This window comes from Methylomonas rapida (genome assembly GCF_024360925.2).
Taxonomy (GTDB): Bacteria; Pseudomonadota; Gammaproteobacteria; order Methylococcales; family Methylomonadaceae; genus Methylomonas; species Methylomonas rapida.
Map to the genome: position 1 here is coordinate 4,020,092 of NZ_CP113517.1, position 21,101 is coordinate 4,041,192.

The window sequence follows — 21,101 nt, forward strand, 5'->3', positions numbered from 1 at the left end:
ATTAAAACAAAAGCCGAATTAATCGCGGAAATTATTGAATTGCAACGGCTGGCCCAAGTCTTCCGTGCGCAGCATTTGAATCACTTCCTGCAAGTCATCGCGCTTTTTGCCAGTGACGCGCACTTTATCGCCGTTAATTGCGGCCTGCACTTTCATTTTTTTGTCTTTGATCAGTTTGACGATTTTTTTCGCCAAGTCGCTGCCTATCCCTTGTTTCAAGGAGATCGGCTGCTGGGCGGTTTTACCGGTATCGGTAATCTTGCCGCTTTCCAGGCTGGCAATGTCGATGCCGCGCTTGCCCATTTTGGAATACAGAATGGGCAACATTTGCTGTAATTGAAACGTCGATTCGGCTTTCATGAGGATGCTGTCGTCCTGCTGTTCAAAGCAGGCGTTGCTGCCCTTGAAATCGAATCGGGTAGAAACTTCTTTGTTCGCCTGATCAACGGCATTGGTCACTTCGTGACTATCCAATTCGGAAACGATATCGAATGATGGCATGGTATTGATTTGCAAGTTAAAAACGGTAGGCACTATAAAGCCGATACATCTGGAATTCAACCTCTATCTGGATAACATCAATTCGGTTAAACTGCTTTTCCATCATGACAGTCGTATTAACGGGGAGACAACACGATGACATCAGCATTGAAATCAGTCTTGATCATCAGCTGTATGGCTTTGTTTGGCGGCGCTTTGCTGGCGGGTTGTGACTCCAAACCCAAAGCCTCCAGCATAAGCAAGCCGAGCGTGCAGAAATATGAACAAGCCAAAACCTTGCAAGGCTTGGTGACGAACGATGCGGGCCCGGTAAAAACCGGCATCATCAAGGCCTTGAGCGAACAGGGCCAGGAATTGGCGCGCATGGCATTGACCAATGGCCCGCACTATAGCCTGGAAATACCCGCCGGTACGGCATTGCCCATCGTTTTGGCTTATTGTCCAGCCGCCGATGCACCTGACGATCAATGTATGATTTCGGCGGTAGTGCATGCGGGCGCCAGCAAATTCGACATCAATCCGTTGAGTACGCGCATTGCCAAACAAGCCAAGGCTCTAGGCGGCTACACGCATAAAAATCTGGTCAGCGCAGCAGAAAACACGGGGACCGTGCCAGCCAGCAACAAAACCACGGCCGGTTTCCGCGGCGACCCAACCACGCAGTATGGCGGCTGGCATTAAAGGCGTCTGAGCGTTGCATGGGCTACCGTTAGTTGTGCGGTAGCCTGTTCGGCGAATTGCATGGGCGCAGAGCAAAATAGAGGGTACAAAATTTCGTCCCTCGATTCTTACGAAATCCCGACTTGATAAGTCATTGCTTATAAAAAGTTATTTGACTTCGTCAAGCTAAGCACTAGACTTCTGGCAACGGAGGATGGCAATTAGAGCGAGATGCCTGGTCGATCACGGATGACTATTGCAAGCAACTGTTACAAACGTGCTGATACAAACGATGAGACTTAACCGGTGAGGAGGCATTGTTTATTCGTTGATTCAGTGAGCCTAAACATACCGAAAAAACTTACCGAGTCGATCGGTTGAAACATTACAACGAGATAGGGGAACAACATGAAACAGTATGGTGCAGAATTTTTTGGAACATTCTGGTTGGTTTTGGGCGGCTGTGGCAGCGCCGTCTTGTCCGCTGCTTTTCCAGAGGTAGGCATTGGGCTGCTCGGCGTGGCTTGTGCTTTTGGCTTGACCGTTTTGACCATGGCTTTTGCGATCGGGCATATTTCCGGTTGTCATTTAAACCCGGCGGTATCGATTGGCTTATGGGCCGGCGGACGCTTCCCGGCCGATAAGTTGTTGCCGTATATCGCGGCTCAAGTGTTGGGTGGCATCGTGGCCGGCGGTGTCTTGTATTTGATTGCCAGCGGCAAGGTCGGCTTTGATGTCTCGGCGGGATTTGCTTCCAATGGTTATGGCGAACATTCACCAGGTGGCTATTCGTTGCTTTCGGCCCTGGTCACCGAAGTGGTGATGACGATGATGTTTTTACTGGTCATCTTGGGCGCCACGGACGCTAGGGCGCCGCAAGGCTTTGCCCCGATTGCGATTGGTTTGTGTTTGACGTTGATACATTTGATCAGCATCCCGGTCACCAATACTTCGGTTAATCCCGCCCGCAGCACGGCCGTGGCGATTTTTGTCGGTGACTGGGCCATCGTGCAGTTATGGCTGTTTTGGCTGGCGCCGATTGCTGGCGCGGTAGCTGGCGCAGCGATATATCGTTTTTTGGGCTCCGATCAGTCCTGACGTTAATGCTATGACAAGCCAGGGGAGCGGCTGCGCTCGCTCCTCCGTTGCTTTTCGTCATGGCCCGCATTCGGGCATCAGCGAGCTGCGCCAGAATTGGTCTTCTTTTTCAAACAGCCGTCGGCTCTCCGCCGGCCCCCAGGAGCCGGCCGGATAGGTCGGAATATAATCGCGCTCGGTGGCCCAGGTTTGCAAAATGGGATCGACGATACGCCAGGCGTATTCCACTTCGTCGAAACGCAAGAACAATGAACGATCGCCCTGAATCACGTCCAATAACAAATCCTCGTAAGCGTCTACCGGCCGTTGATTCGGCTGGCGGAAACTGGTGTCCAGGCTAGTCGTGTGCGTGCGCATTTCCAGGCCCGGTTCCTTGACCGTCATTTCGACGCGAATACATTCCTCCGGCTGAATCCCCAAAACCACCCAATTGGGGTTCATGCAACTGACGTGGGTGCCGCGGAAAAACTGCAAAGGAGGATGCCTGAAACAGATCGAAATGCTGGACTGGCGCGCCGCCATGCGCTTGCCGGTACGCAGATAAAACGGTACGCCGCGCCAGCGCCAGTTGTCTATCATCAGCTTCATCGCCGCATAGGTTTCGGTGGTGCTGCCGGACGGAATGTTGGCTTCTTCCAGGTAACCGTTGACTTTTTGCCCTTTGATGGTGCCCTTGCCGTACTGGCCGCGAAAGGCGTGGGCATGCACGGCGGATTTGGGAATCGGCCGGATCGACTTCAACACTTTGACTTTTTCGTCGCGCAGGGCCTCGGCATCCATCGCCACCGGCGGCTCCATCGCCACCAACGTCAAAAGCTGCAACAAATGGCTTTGCAGCATGTCGCGCATCGCGCCGGCGCTGTCGTAGTATTCACCGCGCGTGCTGATGCCCATGTCTTCGGCGTGGGTGATCTGGATGTGATCGATGTAGTTACGGTTCCACAAAGGCTCCAACATGACGTTGGCAAACCTGAATACCAACACATTTTGCACCATGCCCTTGCCCAGATAATGATCGATGCGATAGATTTGCTCTTCCGACAGATGGCGTTCCAGGCGTTTTTGCAGCGCCTGTGCGCTTTCCAGGTCATAACCAAAGGGTTTTTCGATCACGACTCGGCGCCAGCCGTATTCTTCCGTCAGTAAAGCGACCTGGCTGAGCGATTCGATCACATGGCCAAAATCATCGGGACCTACCGCCAGATAAAACGCGATGTTTTTCGGAAATTTCGCTGCTTCATCGTTCAAAGTATGCGCCAATTCCTGATAACAAAGTGCTTCATCCAAATTGCCACGGTGATAAAACAGGCGTTCACAAAAACGGCTGAACAACGCTTCGTCCAGCTTGCCGCCGAATTTTTCCTCCAACATGGCGCGAACTTCAGCCAGCCACTTTTCCCTGTCCCAGGGTCTGCGGCCGACGGCGACGATGCGCGTGCCTTCCGGGAGCTTGTTTTCCATGTCCAGATGATAAAAACCGGGCATCAGTTTCAGTCTGGCCAGATTGCCGGTCGCACCGAAAATCACATAGGTACAGGATTCAATGGTCATGGTGCATACTCCTTGGATTTGAACGGTTGAAGGCTAGGTTTCTGGCTACTTTACTACTGTGTCGCGCATTCGGGTAATGGAATGACGTTGGCTTGTCCCCAAGCCTGATTATTTTTTTAATAAAACAGTATCTTTGTCGGGATTTTTGTAGTAAAAGCAATTTCCTCGTTAGTGTCGATTTTAGTCAAACAAAACGATGCGGCGACCTGTTGAATCAATCACTTAATAAAAAATGACAGGAGGAGGACATGGCTACACTACAAGACCTTTTGGGAATTTTGAATACGGTAGATACCGCTCAATTGACGGCGATCCTGGCGTTAGTGAGTTTAGTGCTCATCGTATTGATTTATCTCGCCATCCGACGACGGGAAAACGACAATAATCTTGCCATCCCGGAGCCGGAACGCAACAGCCGGCGCAGCCATCGCCCCGAGCCGGCCCCACGCCCCGTCAACCCCCAAGCCCGACTCAATGAAGCCGTCATCAAGCCACAAGTAAAACCCACGCCAGCTCCGATTATAGAGAGCGCACCGTCTATAGCCGAAAAGCCGATGGCGACGGCAGTATCCAGTGCTCGAACATCAGAAATACCGGCTATCCCGCAAGACTCGATACTGAGGCGCCACTATCTTGCCAACCTGGAGGCCGAAAAACGAGCGCGCGCCAATCCTTATCCGACGGATTCGGTGTTGCGCCGTCATTACGATGCGCTGCATAGACTGGCCGTTGACACACGAGTCGGAAGCGAAAATCCTGCCTCAAACACGATACGAGTTGCGCCGACTTCACCCAAAGCCAGTATCATCGAGAAGGCGATCGGCAAAGAGTCGCTGGCCGGCTCGCCAGCGGCCAATCCGAGAGAAAATATGTGCCTGCCGCAGGATTCGGTTTTGCAACGGCATTTTCTCAGCCAGTTGCGTGCCGAAATCGAAGCTGGGTTTTGTGCGCGACCCACGGATTCGGTCTTGCGACGACATTACGACAGCCTGATCGCGAGCGAGCTGAAAAAACGCCTGACTGGCTGACGCTTCAAGCCCTGTTTTCGCTGCTAACTTGGGCGCTTAGCGGCTTTATCGGATGTCTGGCTCCGGTTGACCGGTTTTAGTAGACTGCGCGGTTTCAGCTTGTTTCTACAGAGATTGGGTATGACTTATTGTATTGCGGTAGCGGTCAAGGACGGCTTGGTGTTGACCTCCGATTCCAGAACCAATGCCGGCATTGATCATGTCAGCGTGCATTGCAAAATGCACGTGTTGCCCACGTTCATGGATCGCAAGATCATCCTGCTCAGTGCCGGTAATTTAGGGACCACGCAAGCCGTACTGGATAGTCTGCGGCGAGACATCAAGGAAAATGCGACCACCAATTTGAATACCGTGCGTTATTTGTCGGAGGCCGCGGAATACTTGGGGCAACTCAGTGTCGAAAAACAGCAGCGCCACGCCAATGCGGGGCAAAGCGGTTTTTTCCCGGCGGCAACCTTTTTGTTGGCCGGGCAAATCAGCGGCGAAGCGCACGGGGCTTATCTGATCTATCCGGAAGGCAATTACATCAAAACCTCCAGCCAAACGCCCTATCTGCAAATCGGCGAGAACAAGTACGGCAAACCGGTGCTGGACAGGTTTTTGAAAATCGATACTTCGCTGGATGAAGTCGCCCGCTGCTGTCTGATTTCTATGGACTCGACCATGCGCAGCAATGCCAGCGTCGGTCCGCCGATCGATTTGTTGATTTATCGCAAAGACAGCCTGAGCCTGGACGAATATTACAATTTCCAGGACGACGACGAGTACTTGATTCAAGTTCGCCGGGTCTGGCAGGAAAAACTCAGCGAAGGCTTTGCCGCCTTGCCTGATCTGAACAAGCAAGACTGTAAAGCGTTCGAGCCCGCGGAGTAATCACTTCCGACACCTGCATCCGCGGGGGATTGCTCGAAAAATCCCTGATCTGGTGCAAGCGCACCGTCCAATCCCCCGATTTGGTGCGGAAATCATCCCTCTATCAAGCTTCCATCGCCTGAAACGCGCATAAATGTCCAGTGGCATGCCCTTTGCTCAACAAAAGGCATGAATACCGAGCCCAGCAAAACATACTTTGACGAAATGCGCAGCGCCGACGGCCTGGTGCGTGAGATTTACCAGCCTTACGCCGCTTGGCTGTCGCAATTGCCGGAAGGCACGCTGGAGCGCAAAAGCCAGGAAGCGGAGTTGTTGTTTCGGCGTCTGGGCATCACCTTTGCCGTTTACGGCGAAAGCGCCGGCTCCGAACGCCTGATACCTTTCGACATCGTGCCGCGCATTTTTGGTGCGACTGAGTGGCGCCGCTTGGAAAAAGGCATCAAACAACGGGTCAGAGCGCTGAACGCGTTTTTGCATGACATCTATCACGGTCAGGAAATCATCAAGGCCGGCGTGATCAGTGCGCATCAGGTGCTCGATAACGTGCTGTATCGCAAGGAAATGCAAGGCGTCGATCTGCCGAATCAGGTCTACGCCCATATCGCCGGCATCGATTTGGTACGGGTGGCGGAAAACGACTTTTACGTGCTGGAAGACAACTTGCGCACGCCTTCGGGCGTGTCTTACATGCTGGAAAACCGCAACACCATGATGCGGCTGTTTCCGGAGTTGTTTGCCAACCACACGGTCGAGCCGGTGGAACATTATCCGCAAATGCTGCTCGATACCTTGCGCGAGGCCGCCCCCGCGCATGTATCCAACCCCACCATCGTGGTGATGACGCCGGGTTCGTATAACAGTGCCTATTTCGAACATGCGTTCCTGGCCAGTCAGATGGGCGTGGAGCTGGTCGAGGGGCAGGATTTGTTCGTGCACCAGCAAAAGGTTTACATGTACACCACCGAAGGGCCGCAACAAGTGCATGTGATTTATCGCCGGGTGGACGATGATTTTCTTGATCCGCTGGCGTTTCGGCCGGATTCGGCGCTGGGCGTACCCGGCTTGCTGGAAGCATATTGCAGCGGCAATGTTTCGCTGGCCAACGGCGTCGGTACCGGCGTGGCGGATGATAAATCGACCTATCTGTATGTGCCGGAGATGATTCGCTTTTACCTGGGCGAAACGCCGTTGCTGTCCAACGTGCCGACCTGGCGCTTGAGCGAAAGCGAAGACCTGAAATACGTGCTGGCGCATCTGCCGGAATTGGTGGTCAAGGAAGTGCAAGGTTCCGGCGGCTACGGCATGCTGGTCGGGCCCACCAGTTCCAAAGCGGAAATCGAGGCCTACCGGCAGCGCATATTGGCGGAACCAGAAAATTTCATCGCACAACCGACGCTGGCGCTATCGACTTGTCCGACCATGGTCGAAGCGGGCGTTGCCCCTCGGCATGTGGATTTACGCCCTTTCGTATTGTCCGGCAAGGACATACGCCTGGTGCCAGGCGGATTGACGCGGGTGGCCTTGCGCGAAGGTTCGCTGGTGGTCAATTCATCGCAAGGCGGTGGCACTAAAGATACCTGGGTTTTGGAGGATTGAATCATGTTGGCTCGTACTGCTGATAACTTGTTCTGGATGGCGCGACATATCGAGCGCGCTGAAAACACCGCCAGGGTGCTGGACGTCGCCCATCGTTCGGCGTTACTGCCGCTGGATATCGAAGGCACCGAAGCCTACCTTTGGTACGCTCCGCTGAACATCACGGGTTGTGCGGCCGGCTATGAAGTCAAACACGGCCTGGCTCGCGCCGATACTGTCACGCATTACATGGCGCTGGACCCGGAAAATCCATCCAGCATCTACAGTTGCCTGAAGCTGGCCCGCGAAAACGCCCGCTCGGTACGCGGAGCGATTACCTCGGAAATGTGGGAAGTCATCAATGCCACCTGGCTTGAACTCAATCGCATGACCTGGAACATGGACAACGAAAAGTTTCCGGATTTTTTCGATTGGGTCAAGGACAGGTCGCATCTGTTCCGCGGCGTTACCTTGGGCACGATACACAAGGACATTGCGCTCAGTTTCATCAAGCTGGGTACTTTTCTGGAGCGGGCTGACAATACCGCGCGCATTTTGGATGTGAAATACCACATCCTGCTACCTAGCGTGAACGATGTCGGCGGCGCGGCCGATTACTACCAATGGGGATCGTTGCTGCGTTCGGTCAGCGCCTTCGAAGCTTACCGCAAGATCTATCGTGACGTGATTTCACCGCTGCGGGTGGCCGAGCTTTTGATCCTGCGCGACGACATGCCGCGTTCCCTGCACGCCTGCATGAACGAAGTAGAAGCGGCTTTGATCGACATCAACGGCGCATCCGGCCAGGAAGCCCGTCGCCACGCCGGCGAGCAGCATGCGGCCTTGCATTTCGGCCGGATAGAGGACGTGTTTGCGCAAGGCTTGCACGAATATCTGACCGATTTTTTGAGCCACATCGCCGTATTGGGCCGCGAAATCCGCGACGCTTACATGTCTTGCCGCGATCACTTCGAGCCGTTACCGGTGCGCCGAAGCCCGATGTTGCAAATGCAATGACGCGTCACACTCGTTGAAATCGTCATGACTTATTGTGTTGCGCTGAAATTGAATGCCGGCCTGGTATTCGCGTCGGATTCCCGCACCAATGCCGGGGTCGATCAAATTGCTTGTTTCAAAAAGATGCGCACTTTCGTCAACCCCGACGATCGGGTAATCGTGATCATGAGCTCCGGCAATCTATCGATTACGCAAAACGCCATCAATTTGCTGGAGCAGCGGGGCCGCCATTTCGATCAACGTAACATCTGGGATGTGGATTCGATGTTCGAGGTGGCTCAATTACTGGGCGAGGCTTTACGGGAGGTGCGCCAACACGATGGCGTTTTTCTGGCTCAGAACAATGTCGATGCCAGCGCCAACTTCATCGTCGGCGGCCAGCTGCGAGGCGAGGCCATGCGATTGTTTCTGGTTTATGCCGAAGGCAATTTCATTGAAGCGGGCGAGGAAACACCGTATTTCCAAATCGGCGAAACCAAATACGGCAAACCCATCATCGACCGCGTGATCAATTCGGACACGCCGCTCAGCGATGCGGTCAAATGCGTGCTGGTGTCGTTCGACTCGACGATGCGCAGCAATTTGTCGGTCGGCTTGCCGATCGATCTGGTCTGTTACAACCGTTCCAGCCTGAAGCTGGATTTCCAGCGACACATTACCCAGGACGATGCTTATTTTTCCCAGATCAGCCGACGCTGGAGCGAAGGCCTGAAGGGCGTGTTTGCCTCGCTGCCTAATCCGGAATGGTTGCGGGATATCGATATGAGTCATCGATTTTCCGCGGATTCTTGAAGTGGATTTAATCAGCCGCCCTAGCATGACCGTGTTCTTGATGCCGGCCCGCGAATCCCCTGGCACAAGCCAGACGCGGCAGCGAAACCCAAACATCACACAGCCAACCCCATGACCATTCGAGTTGCCCTGCATCACAAATCCCATTACGTTTTCGACCGGCCCGTGGTGGCGTCGCCACACGAAATCCGGCTGCGGCCGGCTGCGCATAGCCGCACCCATGTCTCGGGTTACTCCTTGCAAGTCAAACCGGAAAAGCATTTCATCCATTGGCAGCAGGATGCCTATGGCAACTTCGTCGCCCGTATCACCTTTCCGGAACCAACCAAGGAAATCGACATCACGGTGGATTTGCTGGCCGACATGACGGTGATCAACCCGTTCGATTTCTTCGTCGAAGATTGGGCGGAGCATTATCCGTTCGTCTACCCGGATACCTTGAAAATCGAGCTGGCGCCTTTTCTGGAAACCGAGCCCGCCGGACCATTGTTGCAAACGTTCCTAGAAGATTTTTTGCAGGGCGTTGCCAAAGACATCACCACGACCAATTTCCTGGTGAGGCTGAATCAAAAATTGCATGATTTGGTCAACTATGTGATCCGAATGGAGCCCGGCGTGCAAAGCTGCGAAGAAACCCTGCAAAAAAAATCGGGTTCCTGTCGCGATAGCGCCTGGTTATTGGTGCAGCTATTACGGCGCCTGGGCATCGCCGCGCGCTTCGTGTCCGGCTATCTGATCCAGTTGGTCGCCGATCAAAAGCCGCTGGACGGGCCGGCCGGTCCTGGTGAGGATTTCACCGATCTACATGCCTGGTGCGAGGCCTATATCCCCGGCGCCGGCTGGGTCGGTTTGGATGCCACCTCAGGTTTGCTGGCCGGCGAAGGCCATATTCCGCTGGCGGTCAGCGCGACACCGGCATCGGCCGCGCCAGTGACCGGCATGACCAGCATCTGCGAGGCGCTGCTCAACGTGGAAATGAAAGTCTCCCGCATTCACGAAGACCCGCGCGTCACCAAGCCATACAGCGAAGAACAGTGGCAACAGATTCAGGCCTTGGGGCGGCGCATCGATCAGGAGTTGCGTGACGGCGACGTACGTCTGACGCAAGGCGGCGAGCCGACCTTTGTTTCGCTGGACGACATGGACGGCGCGGAATGGAACATCGCTGCCTTGGGCGAGGAAAAATGGCGATTGGCCAATCAATTGCTGCGTCGCTTGCAGACGCGCTTTGCCAAGGGCGGGGTGTTGCATTTCGGCCAAGGCAAATGGTATCCCGGTGAACCGTTGCCCCGTTGGGCTTTGAATGTGTTCTGGCGCACCGATGGCATGCCAGTCTGGCGCGATGAGGCTTTAATTGCCGAACAGGGCGGCGACATCGATGCAACCACGCTGAAACGTTTTGCCGAAGCCTTGGCCGTGCGGCTGAATCTGAATACGGGTTATCTGATCCCGGCCTACGAAGACCCTTGGTTGGCGCTGGACGAGGAAAGCCGCTTGCCGACCAACATCGATCCACATGCCGCCGACCTGGAAAAGGCCGAAGTCAGAACGGCGTTGGCCAAGCAACTGCGCGCAGGACTGGCGGCAGTGAAAGGCTACGTGTTGCCGTTGAAGGCCATTGAAGACAAAGATGAGGCCTACTGGCAATCCAGCTTGTGGCCGTTGAAACATGAGCGTTTGTATTTGGTGCCGGGCGAGTCGCCGATGGGTTTGCGCTTGCCGTTGAACAGCCTGCCGTGGCTGGCGCCGGAAGACTTCGAGCTTGAGCTGCCGCTCGATCCTTTCGAAAAGCACGAAAAGTTGACCGAACCGCTACATAAAAAATCGGCCAAGAAACCTGAGCCGGTCAAGTCCTCGCCAGCCGCCAAGGAAGTGATACATACTGCGCTGGCACTGGAAGTGCGTGAGGGTCTGTTGTATGTGTTCATGCCGCCCTTGACTCGCTTGCAAGCCTGGCTGGAACTGGTGGCGGCGATCGAGGATTGTGCCGAAGAACTGCAGCAACCGCTCAGGTTGGAAGGTTACCCGCCGCCGCGCGATCCGCGTTTGTTGTCCTTGTCCGTGACGCCCGATCCCGGTGTCATCGAGGTCAACATCCATCCGTCCGCCGATTGGGATGAGCTGGAAAGGCACACCCAAACCCTGTACGAAGAAGCCCGGCTTACTCGGCTGGCGACAGAAAAATTCATGCTGGACGGCCGTCATACCGGCACTGGCGGCGGCAACCACATTACATTGGGTGGAGCGACTCCGGCCGACAGCCCGTTTCTGCGTCGGCCGGATTTATTGAAAAGCCTGATTACGTATTGGCAGCAGCATCCGGCTTTGTCGTATCTGTTTTCAGGCCAGTTCATCGGTCCGACTAGTCAAGCGCCGCGGGTCGACGAGGCGCGCGACGACAATCTGTACGAACTGGAAATCGCCTTCCAGCAAATGGAGGAAAAGCTCAAAGTTGGTGAGGAAAGTGCTCAACCCTGGCTGGTTGACAGATTGCTGCGTAATCTGTTGATCGATTTGACCGGCAATACTCATAGGGCAGAGTTTTGCATCGACAAGCTCTATTCGCCGGACAGCGCGACGGGCCGCTTAGGCTTGGTGGAATTGCGCGCCTTCGAAATGCCGCCGCATTACCGGATGAGCCTGCTGCAATCCTTGTTGTTACGGGCGCTGGTGGCACGATTCTGGAAAACCCCGCATCGCGGCAAGCTGGTGTATTGGGATACGGCCTTGCACGACAGATTCATGCTGCCGCATTTCATCGAACAGGATATGCGCGATATTTGCCGTGATCTGCGCAGCGCAGATTACCCGTTCGACGATGCCTGGTTCGCGCCATTCCTGGAATTTCGCTTTCCGCATTATGGCAGTGTGGTCTACGAAGGCGTGCAACTGGAATTGCGCCAGGCCATCGAGCCGTGGCATGTGTTGGGTGAGGAGGTCAGAGGCTCCGGTACCGCCCGCTATGTGGATTCCTCGGTGGAGCGTTTGCAGGTCAAGGTCAGCGGCATGATAGGCAACCGTCATCAGGTGGTGTGCAACGGCCGTATCGTGCCGCTGCATCCGACCGGCGTGCCAGGCGAATATGTGGCCGGCGTGCGTTTCAAGGCTTGGGCGCCGCCGTCGGCACTGCATCCAAGCATAGGCATACATGCGCCACTGGTGTTCGATTTGCTGGATGGCTGGAATGGACGGTCGATCGGCGGCTGCACCTATCACGTCAGCCATCCCGGTGGCCGCAATTATGAAACCTTTCCGGTCAACGCCAACGAAGCCGAAGCCCGCCGCCGCGCCCGTTTTTGGGATCACGGCCATAGCGCCGGGCCGTTGCAGGTCAAAGAGGAGCCGGTCAATCCGTGTTTTCCGATGACGCTGGATTTGCGCTGGCGGCCAAGATGATGATTTAAAGTGCGAAAGGCGAAATTCGATAAATTTTTAGGAGCTAGTGATGTTGTGCTCAACCCATTTGCCGCGTTACGGAGACAAACAAAATTCGGTTTTTTTCGAGGAATATCTGCCACGCTTGCTGGAAGAACGCGACCGCAGCGGTCTGACCGAGATGATAGGCGGCATCGAGGCCCTGATGATCAGCGTCGAACCCGGCAATTCGGTGGAATATATCGCCGAATTGGCGCTGATGACGCCGTATCAATATCTGGTGACGCTGGACAGTGACAAACACATGACCCATGTGCTGCGCATAGACATGAACTCGCCGGATATTTTGCTGCGCGAGGTGAAAAATCCCGAGCACAATGACATCTTTCGCAGCCTGAACGATTTGTACCCCGTCGGCGCCAAGCGCCCGCATAGCCGCTATCTGGGCGAGATTTTGCTGGCTAGCGACCGCCATGCCGTGGTGGCGGAACAGCAGCAGCGCGAGTTTCGCTTTTTTTCGGTCGGGCAATTGGCCGAATTGGATTTGCCGGTCAATGTCAGTCTGTCCAAGCCGTCGCCCTATACGCAAAACCTGGTCGGCTACATGGAGCGACCGATGGACGGCATTCGGGTTTATCACCACGGCGAATGTGTCATTTTGAACGCGGCGCAGGCCGCCAACGACCGCGGCAAGGAAATGCAACAGCGTTTGGGCGTAGCCGACTTGATTGGCCCCATCGACCATCTGGCGACGCGGGTCTACAGCCAAAACCGGGAAGCGGCGATATTGGAATACCTGGCGCTATCCAGCTACTACTGGGGCAGTTACGACATCAAGGATCAAAACTCGTCGACCAACGTCACCAAAAACGTGCGGCAGCAGCCAGAGTCCGCCAGTCCGGCCAAGGTATTCACCGCCAATAACCTGCCTTATTGCGTCAATCATCTGGATAAATTGCCCAGCCCGACCGAGACTTTCGTGCGCAATTACGGGCCTCGCTTGCATCATATCGCCGTGGAAGTCAAGGACGGGCAAACGCAGAACAAGGAGAACATCGATTACGTGGTGGAAGCCATCGCGGCGCAAGGCAAGGGGTTTTTACTGGAAACCGTGGGGTCGCGCGAGGAGGGTCTGAAGCAGATTTTTTCCTCGGCCTCGGATTTTTCGTCGTTGATCATCGAATACGTGCAACGCTTTGGCGACTTCCAGGGTTTTTTCACCCGCGAGAACGTGGCCTTGTTGACTTATGCGGCCGGCCAGGAGGAAGGCGTGAAAGACCGCTTCAACGGCAGCCGCTAGTCTTGGGGAGACGCTCGCTCGAAAGCAAACGAAAATCGGTTGACTTTTGGGTAGGTTAAGGCATACATAATTCATCCGCTTTTGTCGTGCTAAGGAGGATCATCATGTCTCAGTCTAATGCTTACCTGGATTCTGTCGCCCACCCACTGGTGGCCATCGTGAACGGCGTCGATAAGGACGTCGAACGCGGCGAGGATATGTTGATGCTGGGCTACAGCCTGGTGTTGATGGCGCCGATTTTTGCGCCTATCGCCCCGCCCAGGATATTGCTACCGTTAATGGCGCTGGCTTTCGCAATCTCGGTCTGCAGAGCCAGACTGAATTTCCTCGGCATTCGCGCCAAAGTGGCCGCCGCCATCGAGGCATTGGACGGCCGGCAAGACTTGTATTTGCTGCGACCTATCAACGAAATTTTGACCGAACACCCCAAGACCACGCTGACCGAGGGTTTCAATCCCTTAAAGAATTTGCTGCGAACGGCCAAGAGCATTTTGGGCGCTATGCTGATCAACCCGCTATGGATGCCGATTTTTTACACGCTGGGATTGCAAATTGCCGAGGAAAAACAGCTGGGTTTATTAAACCGGGCCGTGATCGCCGTTGAAGAGAAAACTGCTCACTGGCGCTGAGGGATGACATCGCCAGCGATACCCGATGCGCCGCCGGCTCAAATACGCTTATTGCACCCTGATCAAATAACCTTCGGTTTTTTCGCAGCCAGGTTTGCTGTGCGCGGTAAGGCTGATGTGAATAAAGCCGTGCTGAAAAGGCCGGTCGATTTTGCCTGTGACTTCGAACTGGCCGCTGGGTTTGGATGTAATTTCCAGCTCTTTTGCGCCGATATGCTGCTTGTATTGTCCCGCGCTGACATTGACTTCAATCGAAGTCGGCGTCGTATTGGCCGACGCTACAAACGAAAACTCCCGAAAGCTTTGCAGATATTTATTGGCTGAGGGCTGGAACTCGGAAAATGTGGGTTTGACGCATTTACTCGAACTCGAGCCATTGCCGTAGGCGTGAACAGCGTCGATGTTTGCGCCAAACAGTAAGGCCGCGGCGATCAGGTATTGGGGTTTCATGGTTTTGCTCCGCAATGAGTTGTTATTATTTTTTGGCTAAGATTACCAATAATTTGTCATAGAGGGAGGAAATTAGCGATGCCTTATCTAAAACTCAACACCAATGTCGAGATCACTGAAGAACAATCGCAGCAACTGCTGACGGATTTATCGCAATTATTGGCCAGGGAAACCGGCAAGCCTGAGCGCTATGTGATGGTCGAAGTGGCGGGAAGCCGGGCGATGATATTCGGCGGCGGCACTCAACCTTTGGCCTATCTGGAATGCAAGAGTATCGGTTTGTCGACGACACAAGCCAAAGCACTGGCTGCATCGATTCCGCCACTATTATCAGCCCGATTGCCGCTGCCCGCCGACAGGGTGTATATCGAATTCAGCAATTGTCCAGCGGAATTCTGGGGCTGGAATGGTTCGACATTTGCGTAGGCAAGCGCTGATTAAACCGTCGTCTCCACGAAAGCGGGACCAATGCGCTGATTTTTCTGGGATTCCTGCTTTTAGGAGAACGACGGGAGGCAAGTCTTCGTCGCGACGAGGTCGTCTCTCCCACAAGCGCCTCATGATCGGTAGGTTAATAACCCGCACCCCCCAAAAGCATACCATCGAGCGAGAAACACGCTCATCAAGCCACCATCAGGTGCGCGTGAACGATGCACCGAACTTTTTGACTTTCTCCGCAATAGGCGTGAGAATTGGCGCTAGGTTCGTCGCGAAACCGGGCTATTTTCCTTTCCGGCAAAAGGTGGTTGCCACATAGTTCGACAGACAATACCATCAGGACAAAATCCGCCCGCGGTCTTTCCCCGTCACGGCTCGACGAATCCATCTCGCACGGCGCAATCCGACAAAATCAAGCCAGATAGCGCGGTTTCTCAACAATGGAAAACAAAAACCACGGATGGAAGCATTTTCAAGAAAATCATCTTCGCCAGGTTCACGATGAACAACAGCCAAGCCATGTCTTTACGCGCAAATCCGTCATTTCGGCCGCCATGGCCAAAACCCTGGCGCCTGAAATCAGCGAAGCCTGCCTTTCGTAATCCCGTGGAACCCCACATGACGGTGGCTATTGGCAACAATGCTTTTTTGACAATTTCCCCCCTATACCAGCAAAAGCCCTGCATGGCAGGTGCGGCATTTCCCTGTAAACAAGGAAATACGTTGACCGCCGGTTACCATGTTTTTATCGCTACCCTGATTAGATCGAGCATTTCTTGCCGAAATGTAAAAAATGGCCGAGCCACTCAAGCCAAAGGGAGAGATCACCATGAATACCTCTACCAAAATTCTTATCGTCGATGACGACCACTGGAGCCGAGAATTGCTCAAAACCATGTTGGCGGTGGACGGCTATGTAATCGATAGCGCCGAATCGGGATACGCGGCATTGGCCAAGGTTGCCGTCGACGTTCCGGACTTGATTCTGCTAGACCTCATGATGCCCGGCATCGATGGTTTTGAAGTCGTCAAACGCTTGAAGGCAGTTCCCGATACGCATGGAATTCCCGTCATCATGGTAACGGCACTGGACGACGCCGGCTCCCGCGCCCGCCTGCTGAGCGCGGGAGTCGCCGATGTCATCAATAAACCCGTGGATCGCTGGATTTTGCAAACCAGCATCGATAAAGTTTTGGGAGATACCCATGGCCAGTAGTGAATCAGACATCTCGCTCAATCAGGTCCAGGCCGAATTGGAGCGGCTGAACCGTCTGTATGCGATGTTGAGCCAGGTAAACAGAACCATCATTCGTACCGAAGCGCCACAGGAGCTATATCAGGCTGCATGCCGCATCGTGATCGAGTCGGGCGCTTTTGCCCTGGTCTGGATCGGTTTATCCACCCCTGATCGTAACGAATTGGTACCTGTCGCTGTCGCTGGCGCGACAACCCTTGCGGAACTCAAGCGCATCAGCGGCTTGAGCAGTTCGCCCGATATGTCCCCGCGCACCGGCAGCCCAGGCGCGGCCGCCATCGTCAATACCTCGCTGGATGAACAACAGTTCAGTTATTTACGCGGCATGATAGGTAGTTTGGGACTTCAAGCCGGCTGCGCATTTCCCATTCGCCTGGACGGCAATATCATTGGCGCCTTGAATATCGCGGCGACGGAGGCGGATTTGTTTGGCGACGCCGAACTCAGTCTGCTCAATGAAGTCGCCGACGACATATCGTTCGCGCTGGACGTGCTGAGACAAAAAGAAAAACACATGGCGATGGAATCGAAAATGCGCTACCTGACCCATTACGATGCGCAAACCGGCATGCCAAGCCGGGCCCTGTTCGAGGATCGATTAACCGAGATCTGTAAACAATCATCAATCAAAAGCGTGACGGTATTGATCGTCCACTTGCGCAGGTATCACGACATCGCGCAGATGCTGGGCCCGGAGGTGGGGCCACTCATCGCCCGCACGATGGCAACCCGGCTGGAGTCGACATTGAACGCCATCCCTATCGCCCGCATCAATGAATCGAAGTTCGGCGCCATTTTACAGGACCCGGAAGGACTGGATGTCGTGGAGGAACTGGCTTGGCAGATTCATCGCGCACTCTCCGAAGCCATCAAGCTAGACGGCAAAGACCTGTTTCTGGACCCTTTCGTCGGTATTGCGGCATATCCACACGATGGCGCGCCATTGGAAGTGCTCAAACATGCCATGCAGGCGGCAACAATTCCCGACAGCCCGGGACATTGCCGCTTTTTTTGCGCGGACATGGATCAATCCTCCCGGCTACGCATCAATCTCGATAGCGCCTTGCGCCTTGCCCTGGAGCGCCAGGAGTTCGCGCTGCATTATCAACCGCAGGTCGATCTAGTCAGCGGTCAAATCATCGGCGCCGAGGCACTCTTGCGTTGGCAAAGCCGCGACTATGGCGCGATTTCGCCGCAAGACTTCATTCCCTTGCTCGAAGATAACGGCATGATCGCCGAAGTCGGCGAATGGGTGCTGCGAGAAGCCTGCATGACAGCCAAGCAGTGGCAACAGGCAGGTTTGCCGCCATTCCGTGTCGCGGTGAACCTATCCGCCAAGCAATTTCACGGTGACGACATTCAGACCATGGTCAAACGCGTCCTAGACGTTACTCGGCTCGATCCCAAATGGCTGGAACTGGAACTGACAGAAAGCCTCGTGCTGCAAAATGCCGAAAACGTGATAAACACCATGCATGAGTTGAAATCGCAAGGCATCAGTTTCGCGCTGGACGACTTCGGGACCGGTTTTTCATCCCTGAGTTATCTGCAACGCTTACCCGTCGCCCGCATCAAGATCGACCGCTCGTTCGTCACCAACATCACCTCCAATCCCAACGATGCGGCGATAGTGCGCGCGGTGGTCGGCATGGCGCACAGCCTGGGGATTCGGGTCATCGCCGAAGGTGTGGAAACCGAAGGTCAACTCGGCTTCCTGCGCGGCGTGGCCTGCGAAGAAATTCAAGGTTATTTTTTCAGCCGGCCGTTGCCAATGGATGAATTTGCCTTGTTGCTGCGGGAAGGTCGCTCCATTCCGCCCGAGCCAGCCGGCAACCCCGAAAGAGTGTTGTTGCTGGTGGATGACGAGCCCAATATCCTGTCCGCGCTGACGCGTTCCCTGCGCCGGCGAGGTTTTCGTATCGTCAGCACCACAAGCACCCGCGAGGGTTTCGACCTGCTGGCGATGCATCGACCGGGCGTGGTCCTCTGCGACCAGCGCATGCCGGAGTTGACCGGCACCGAATTCCTGCGCCGGGTCAAACAGCTTTATCCCGATACCGTGCGCATGGTGCTATCGGGTTATGCCGAACTCAATTCAGTGATCAGCGCCGTCAATCAAGGCGCGATTTATAAATTTCTGACCAAGCCCTGGGAAGAAGAGGTTCTCTTTCAGAGTATCGAGGACGCTTTTCGCATTTACGAACTCAATCGCGAAAAAAACAAATTGCCGCGCATTCATCCAATAGACTGATAGTCGTCCACATCGAGCCACGACGTCAGCAAACTGGGTTCCCCCCGCAGGAACTTGACGATCTCGCTTCTGATTTCCGCCTCGGGAATAGACCGCTCCCGCAGCAAGGCGTGCATCCGGTCAAATGCCTGCCGTTGCCTTTGGCCTTTTTCCGAATGGTCGCGACGAGAACCGAATTCATCCATCAACGTCGAGCCGCAACGGCAATTTCTAAACACTTCCACGATGACGACACCATCCTCTTCGGTAGCCGCTTTCAACGAGGATCGCCCCGAAGCCATGCCTCGCGTTTCGGCGAAAAATTGTTCCGCCGTTTCATAGACAAACCCGCAGCTATGGCAAGTTTTAGGGAAGGTCGATACGAACAAGGCTTTTAACCCTTCAAAGCTCGCTTTGTCCATTGCATTTCTCTTGGTATTTCATGGCATTATTGCGCAGTATAAGGGACACTAGTAATATCGCGGCATATCTTGGATCAGCATCTCGGCACTTATGAGCATTTTGAATTGGAACGATCAACTCTCGGTTGGCATTGACAGCATCGATAACCAACATCGCAAATTGGTAGCGTTGATCAATAAGCTGGATGAAGCCGTGGCACTGGGCGAAACTCAGGATGCCATAGCCGGCACCATCACCGAATTGGTGAATTATACGGTCTACCACTTCCAGCATGAAGAACAGCTGATGACCGAGGCCGGTTTCAAAGCGGAAATGTTCGTCAAGCATCAGCACGAACATCAGGAATTCGTCGAAAAAATTCAAGGCATCCAGGCCGAAACGCAAAACAGTGCCCACATCATCATTTCCAAGGAATTACTGGACTTTTTGATGAACTGGCTCTATCACCACATCCTCAAAACCGACAAACTGATGGCCCTCGGCCTTAATCACGATATCGATGCCGGTCTGCTGGAATTCGATCAACATGAACAATTCGATATTTTCCATAGCAATCTGTACTCCGCACTTCGCGAAAGCGAAGATCGTTTCAAAGAACTAGCCGACAATTTACCCGCCCTGATTTGGATCACCAACGCCAGACAGTTACCGATTTTTTGCAATAGCTTCTGGTTCAAGACCTTCGGCATTACCCCGGGCGCCGTCGATAAACAGCAATGGTTGCAACGTATTCATGAAGAGGATAGCGAAAAGGTTCTGCAAACCTATCGAAAGGCCTCGACCGAACGTACTCGCTTCAAGATCGAATATCGGTTGCGCAAGCCAGATGGCTCTCTCGTCTGGATACTGGAAACAGCGGTACCGAGAATACGCAAGAACGGTAATTTTGCCGGCCTGATGGGCTGCGGCATGGATATCACTGCGCAAAAAGAGGCGCAAGCCGCGTTGGTCAAAATCAATCAACAACTGGAAGAGCGAGTCAACGAACGGACACGGGCGCTCACGGCAGCCAATAAAACCCTGGAATTCGAGAAAAACCAGCAAACCCAGCTCAACCAGCAACTCAGGGAAGCCCAGACCCATTTATTACAGTCTGAAAAAATGGCCTCTATCGGACAATTGGCGGCCGGCGTCGCTCACGAAATCAACAACCCCCTCGGCTACATTTATTCCAACCTGCAAAGCTTGAAGCAATATATTCAAGATTTGATTCAGGCCGCGGAATGGGCGGAACGCTTGAGCGACCATTTGCCGGGAGATCATCCCGATCGCCATGCCTTTAACCAACTCAAACAAAGTGTGGATTTGGCTTTTCTGAAAACCGATGCGATCGATTTAGTCACCGAATCCCTGGAAGGCGCCACCCGAGCCAAAAAAATCGTACAGGATTTAAGGGACTTTTCCCGCATCGACAAACAGGAAAGAGAGTTGTTCGACTTGGAAGCCGGCATGGATGCGACGCTGAATATCGTCAATAACGAACTGAAGTACAAGGCCGAGATCGTCAAGGAATATGCCGGCTTGAAACCTTACGAATGCGTTGGCGCCCAGCTCAATCAGGTGTTCATGAACCTGCTGGTCAACGCGGCGCATGCCATCGAGACCTTCGGCAAAATCACCGTTCGCACCGGCTATCAGGGCGACGACTGGCTGTGGGTGGAAGTGGAAGACACCGGCAAAGGCATGAGCGAGGAAACCAAAGCCAAGATATTCGACCCATTCTTTACCACCAAACCCGTCGGCAAAGGGACGGGACTTGGCCTGTCACTGTCCTATAACTTCGTCAAGGAGCACGAAGGTAGAATCGAAGTCGATTCCACGCCGGGCAAGGGGAGCAAATTCCGGGTATATTTGCCGGCCACGCCTCCACGCCACACGCCTACCGCAAAATCATGAACCCGCCGAC

The 21,101-nt window shown here is 54.2% G+C and carries 19 protein-coding genes; 15 read left to right on the forward strand and 4 right to left on the reverse strand.

Going from position 1 to position 21,101, the window contains the following annotated elements; translation table 11 throughout:
• Nucleotides 1-18: 18 nt before the first annotated feature.
• Nucleotides 19-501 carry a YajQ family cyclic di-GMP-binding protein gene (locus tag NM686_RS18965; RefSeq protein WP_255189388.1) on the reverse strand — a complete coding sequence of 161 codons (483 nt, stop codon included), beginning with the start codon at nt 499-501 and terminating at the stop codon, nt 19-21.
• Between the two features lie 135 nt (nt 502-636).
• Between NM686_RS18965 and NM686_RS18970 the strand changes: the two genes are divergently transcribed.
• Both NM686_RS18970 and aqpZ read left to right on the forward strand, forming a co-directional pair.
• A complete protein-coding gene (locus tag NM686_RS18970) occupies nt 637-1,182 on the forward strand; it encodes a hypothetical protein (protein ID WP_255189389.1) in 546 nt (181 codons plus the stop codon).
• A gap of 387 nt (nt 1,183-1,569) precedes the next feature.
• On the forward strand, nt 1,570-2,259 hold the full coding sequence (aqpZ, locus tag NM686_RS18975; protein ID WP_255189390.1) for an aquaporin Z: 690 nt from the start codon (nt 1,570-1,572) through the stop codon (nt 2,257-2,259).
• A 57-nt stretch (nt 2,260-2,316) separates the two neighbouring features.
• Here the strand turns inward: aqpZ and zwf are convergent, their stop codons facing one another.
• Nucleotides 2,317-3,810 (reverse strand): glucose-6-phosphate dehydrogenase, encoded by a 1,494-nt coding sequence (gene zwf / locus NM686_RS18980; protein ID WP_255189391.1) that lies wholly within the window; start codon nt 3,808-3,810, stop codon nt 2,317-2,319.
• Nucleotides 3,811-4,058: 248 nt separating this feature from the next.
• Here zwf and NM686_RS18985 point away from each other — a divergent pair, with 248 nt between their 5' ends.
• The 8 genes from NM686_RS18985 to NM686_RS19020 all read left to right on the forward strand — a co-directional run bounded on the left by NM686_RS18985 (nt 4,059) and on the right by NM686_RS19020 (nt 14,399).
• Nucleotides 4,059-4,838 (forward strand): hypothetical protein, encoded by a 780-nt coding sequence (locus NM686_RS18985; RefSeq protein ID WP_255189392.1) that lies wholly within the window; start codon nt 4,059-4,061, stop codon nt 4,836-4,838.
• A 120-nt stretch (nt 4,839-4,958) separates the two neighbouring features.
• Nucleotides 4,959-5,711 carry a peptidase gene (locus NM686_RS18990; protein ID WP_255189393.1) on the forward strand — a complete coding sequence of 251 codons (753 nt, stop codon included), beginning with the start codon at nt 4,959-4,961 and terminating at the stop codon, nt 5,709-5,711.
• Nucleotides 5,712-5,879: 168 nt separating this feature from the next.
• Nucleotides 5,880-7,307 carry a circularly permuted type 2 ATP-grasp protein gene (locus NM686_RS18995; RefSeq protein ID WP_255189394.1) on the forward strand — a complete coding sequence of 476 codons (1,428 nt, stop codon included), beginning with the start codon at nt 5,880-5,882 and terminating at the stop codon, nt 7,305-7,307.
• Nucleotides 7,308-7,310: 3 nt separating this feature from the next.
• Nucleotides 7,311-8,303, forward strand: coding sequence for an alpha-E domain-containing protein (locus tag NM686_RS19000; protein WP_255189395.1), 993 nt, complete (start codon nt 7,311-7,313; stop codon nt 8,301-8,303).
• A gap of 24 nt (nt 8,304-8,327) precedes the next feature.
• Nucleotides 8,328-9,095: a proteasome-type protease gene (locus NM686_RS19005; protein ID WP_255189396.1), complete on the forward strand. Its 768-nt coding sequence runs from the start codon at nt 8,328-8,330 to the stop codon at nt 9,093-9,095.
• A 111-nt stretch (nt 9,096-9,206) separates the two neighbouring features.
• Nucleotides 9,207-12,491: a transglutaminase family protein gene (locus NM686_RS19010; RefSeq protein ID WP_255189397.1), complete on the forward strand. Its 3,285-nt coding sequence runs from the start codon at nt 9,207-9,209 to the stop codon at nt 12,489-12,491.
• Nucleotides 12,492-12,540: 49 nt separating this feature from the next.
• On the forward strand, nt 12,541-13,770 hold the full coding sequence (locus NM686_RS19015; protein WP_255189398.1) for a VOC family protein: 1,230 nt from the start codon (nt 12,541-12,543) through the stop codon (nt 13,768-13,770).
• A 104-nt stretch (nt 13,771-13,874) separates the two neighbouring features.
• Nucleotides 13,875-14,399, forward strand: a complete 525-nt coding sequence (locus NM686_RS19020) for a hypothetical protein (RefSeq protein ID WP_255189399.1) — start codon at nt 13,875-13,877, stop codon at nt 14,397-14,399.
• Between the two features lie 48 nt (nt 14,400-14,447).
• Here NM686_RS19020 and NM686_RS19025 read toward each other — a convergent pair whose 3' ends face one another.
• Nucleotides 14,448-14,849: a hypothetical protein gene (locus tag NM686_RS19025; RefSeq protein ID WP_255189400.1), complete on the reverse strand. Its 402-nt coding sequence runs from the start codon at nt 14,847-14,849 to the stop codon at nt 14,448-14,450.
• Between the two features lie 78 nt (nt 14,850-14,927).
• Between NM686_RS19025 and NM686_RS19030 the strand changes: the two genes are divergently transcribed.
• From NM686_RS19030 to NM686_RS19045, 4 genes are all read left to right on the forward strand, one after another.
• Nucleotides 14,928-15,275 (forward strand): phenylpyruvate tautomerase MIF-related protein, encoded by a 348-nt coding sequence (locus tag NM686_RS19030; protein WP_255189401.1) that lies wholly within the window; start codon nt 14,928-14,930, stop codon nt 15,273-15,275.
• A 452-nt stretch (nt 15,276-15,727) separates the two neighbouring features.
• Nucleotides 15,728-15,889: a hypothetical protein gene (locus tag NM686_RS19035; protein WP_255189402.1), complete on the forward strand. Its 162-nt coding sequence runs from the start codon at nt 15,728-15,730 to the stop codon at nt 15,887-15,889.
• A 227-nt stretch (nt 15,890-16,116) separates the two neighbouring features.
• Complete coding sequence (locus tag NM686_RS19040) at nt 16,117-16,503, forward strand: response regulator (RefSeq protein WP_255189403.1); 387 nt, start codon at nt 16,117-16,119, stop codon at nt 16,501-16,503.
• Nucleotides 16,493-18,793, forward strand: coding sequence for an EAL domain-containing protein (locus tag NM686_RS19045; protein WP_255189404.1), 2,301 nt, complete (start codon nt 16,493-16,495; stop codon nt 18,791-18,793). The genes NM686_RS19040 and NM686_RS19045 overlap by 11 nt, the downstream gene beginning before the upstream one ends.
• Here NM686_RS19045 and NM686_RS19050 read toward each other — a convergent pair.
• Nucleotides 18,778-19,194, reverse strand: coding sequence for a hypothetical protein (locus NM686_RS19050; RefSeq protein ID WP_255189405.1), 417 nt, complete (start codon nt 19,192-19,194; stop codon nt 18,778-18,780). The two genes, NM686_RS19045 and NM686_RS19050, sit on opposite strands and share 16 nt — an antisense overlap.
• A gap of 91 nt (nt 19,195-19,285) precedes the next feature.
• Here NM686_RS19050 and NM686_RS19055 point away from each other — a divergent pair, with 91 nt between their 5' ends.
• Complete coding sequence (locus tag NM686_RS19055; RefSeq protein ID WP_255189406.1) at nt 19,286-21,091, forward strand: bacteriohemerythrin; 1,806 nt, start codon at nt 19,286-19,288, stop codon at nt 21,089-21,091.
• Nucleotides 21,092-21,101 lie beyond the last annotated feature (10 nt).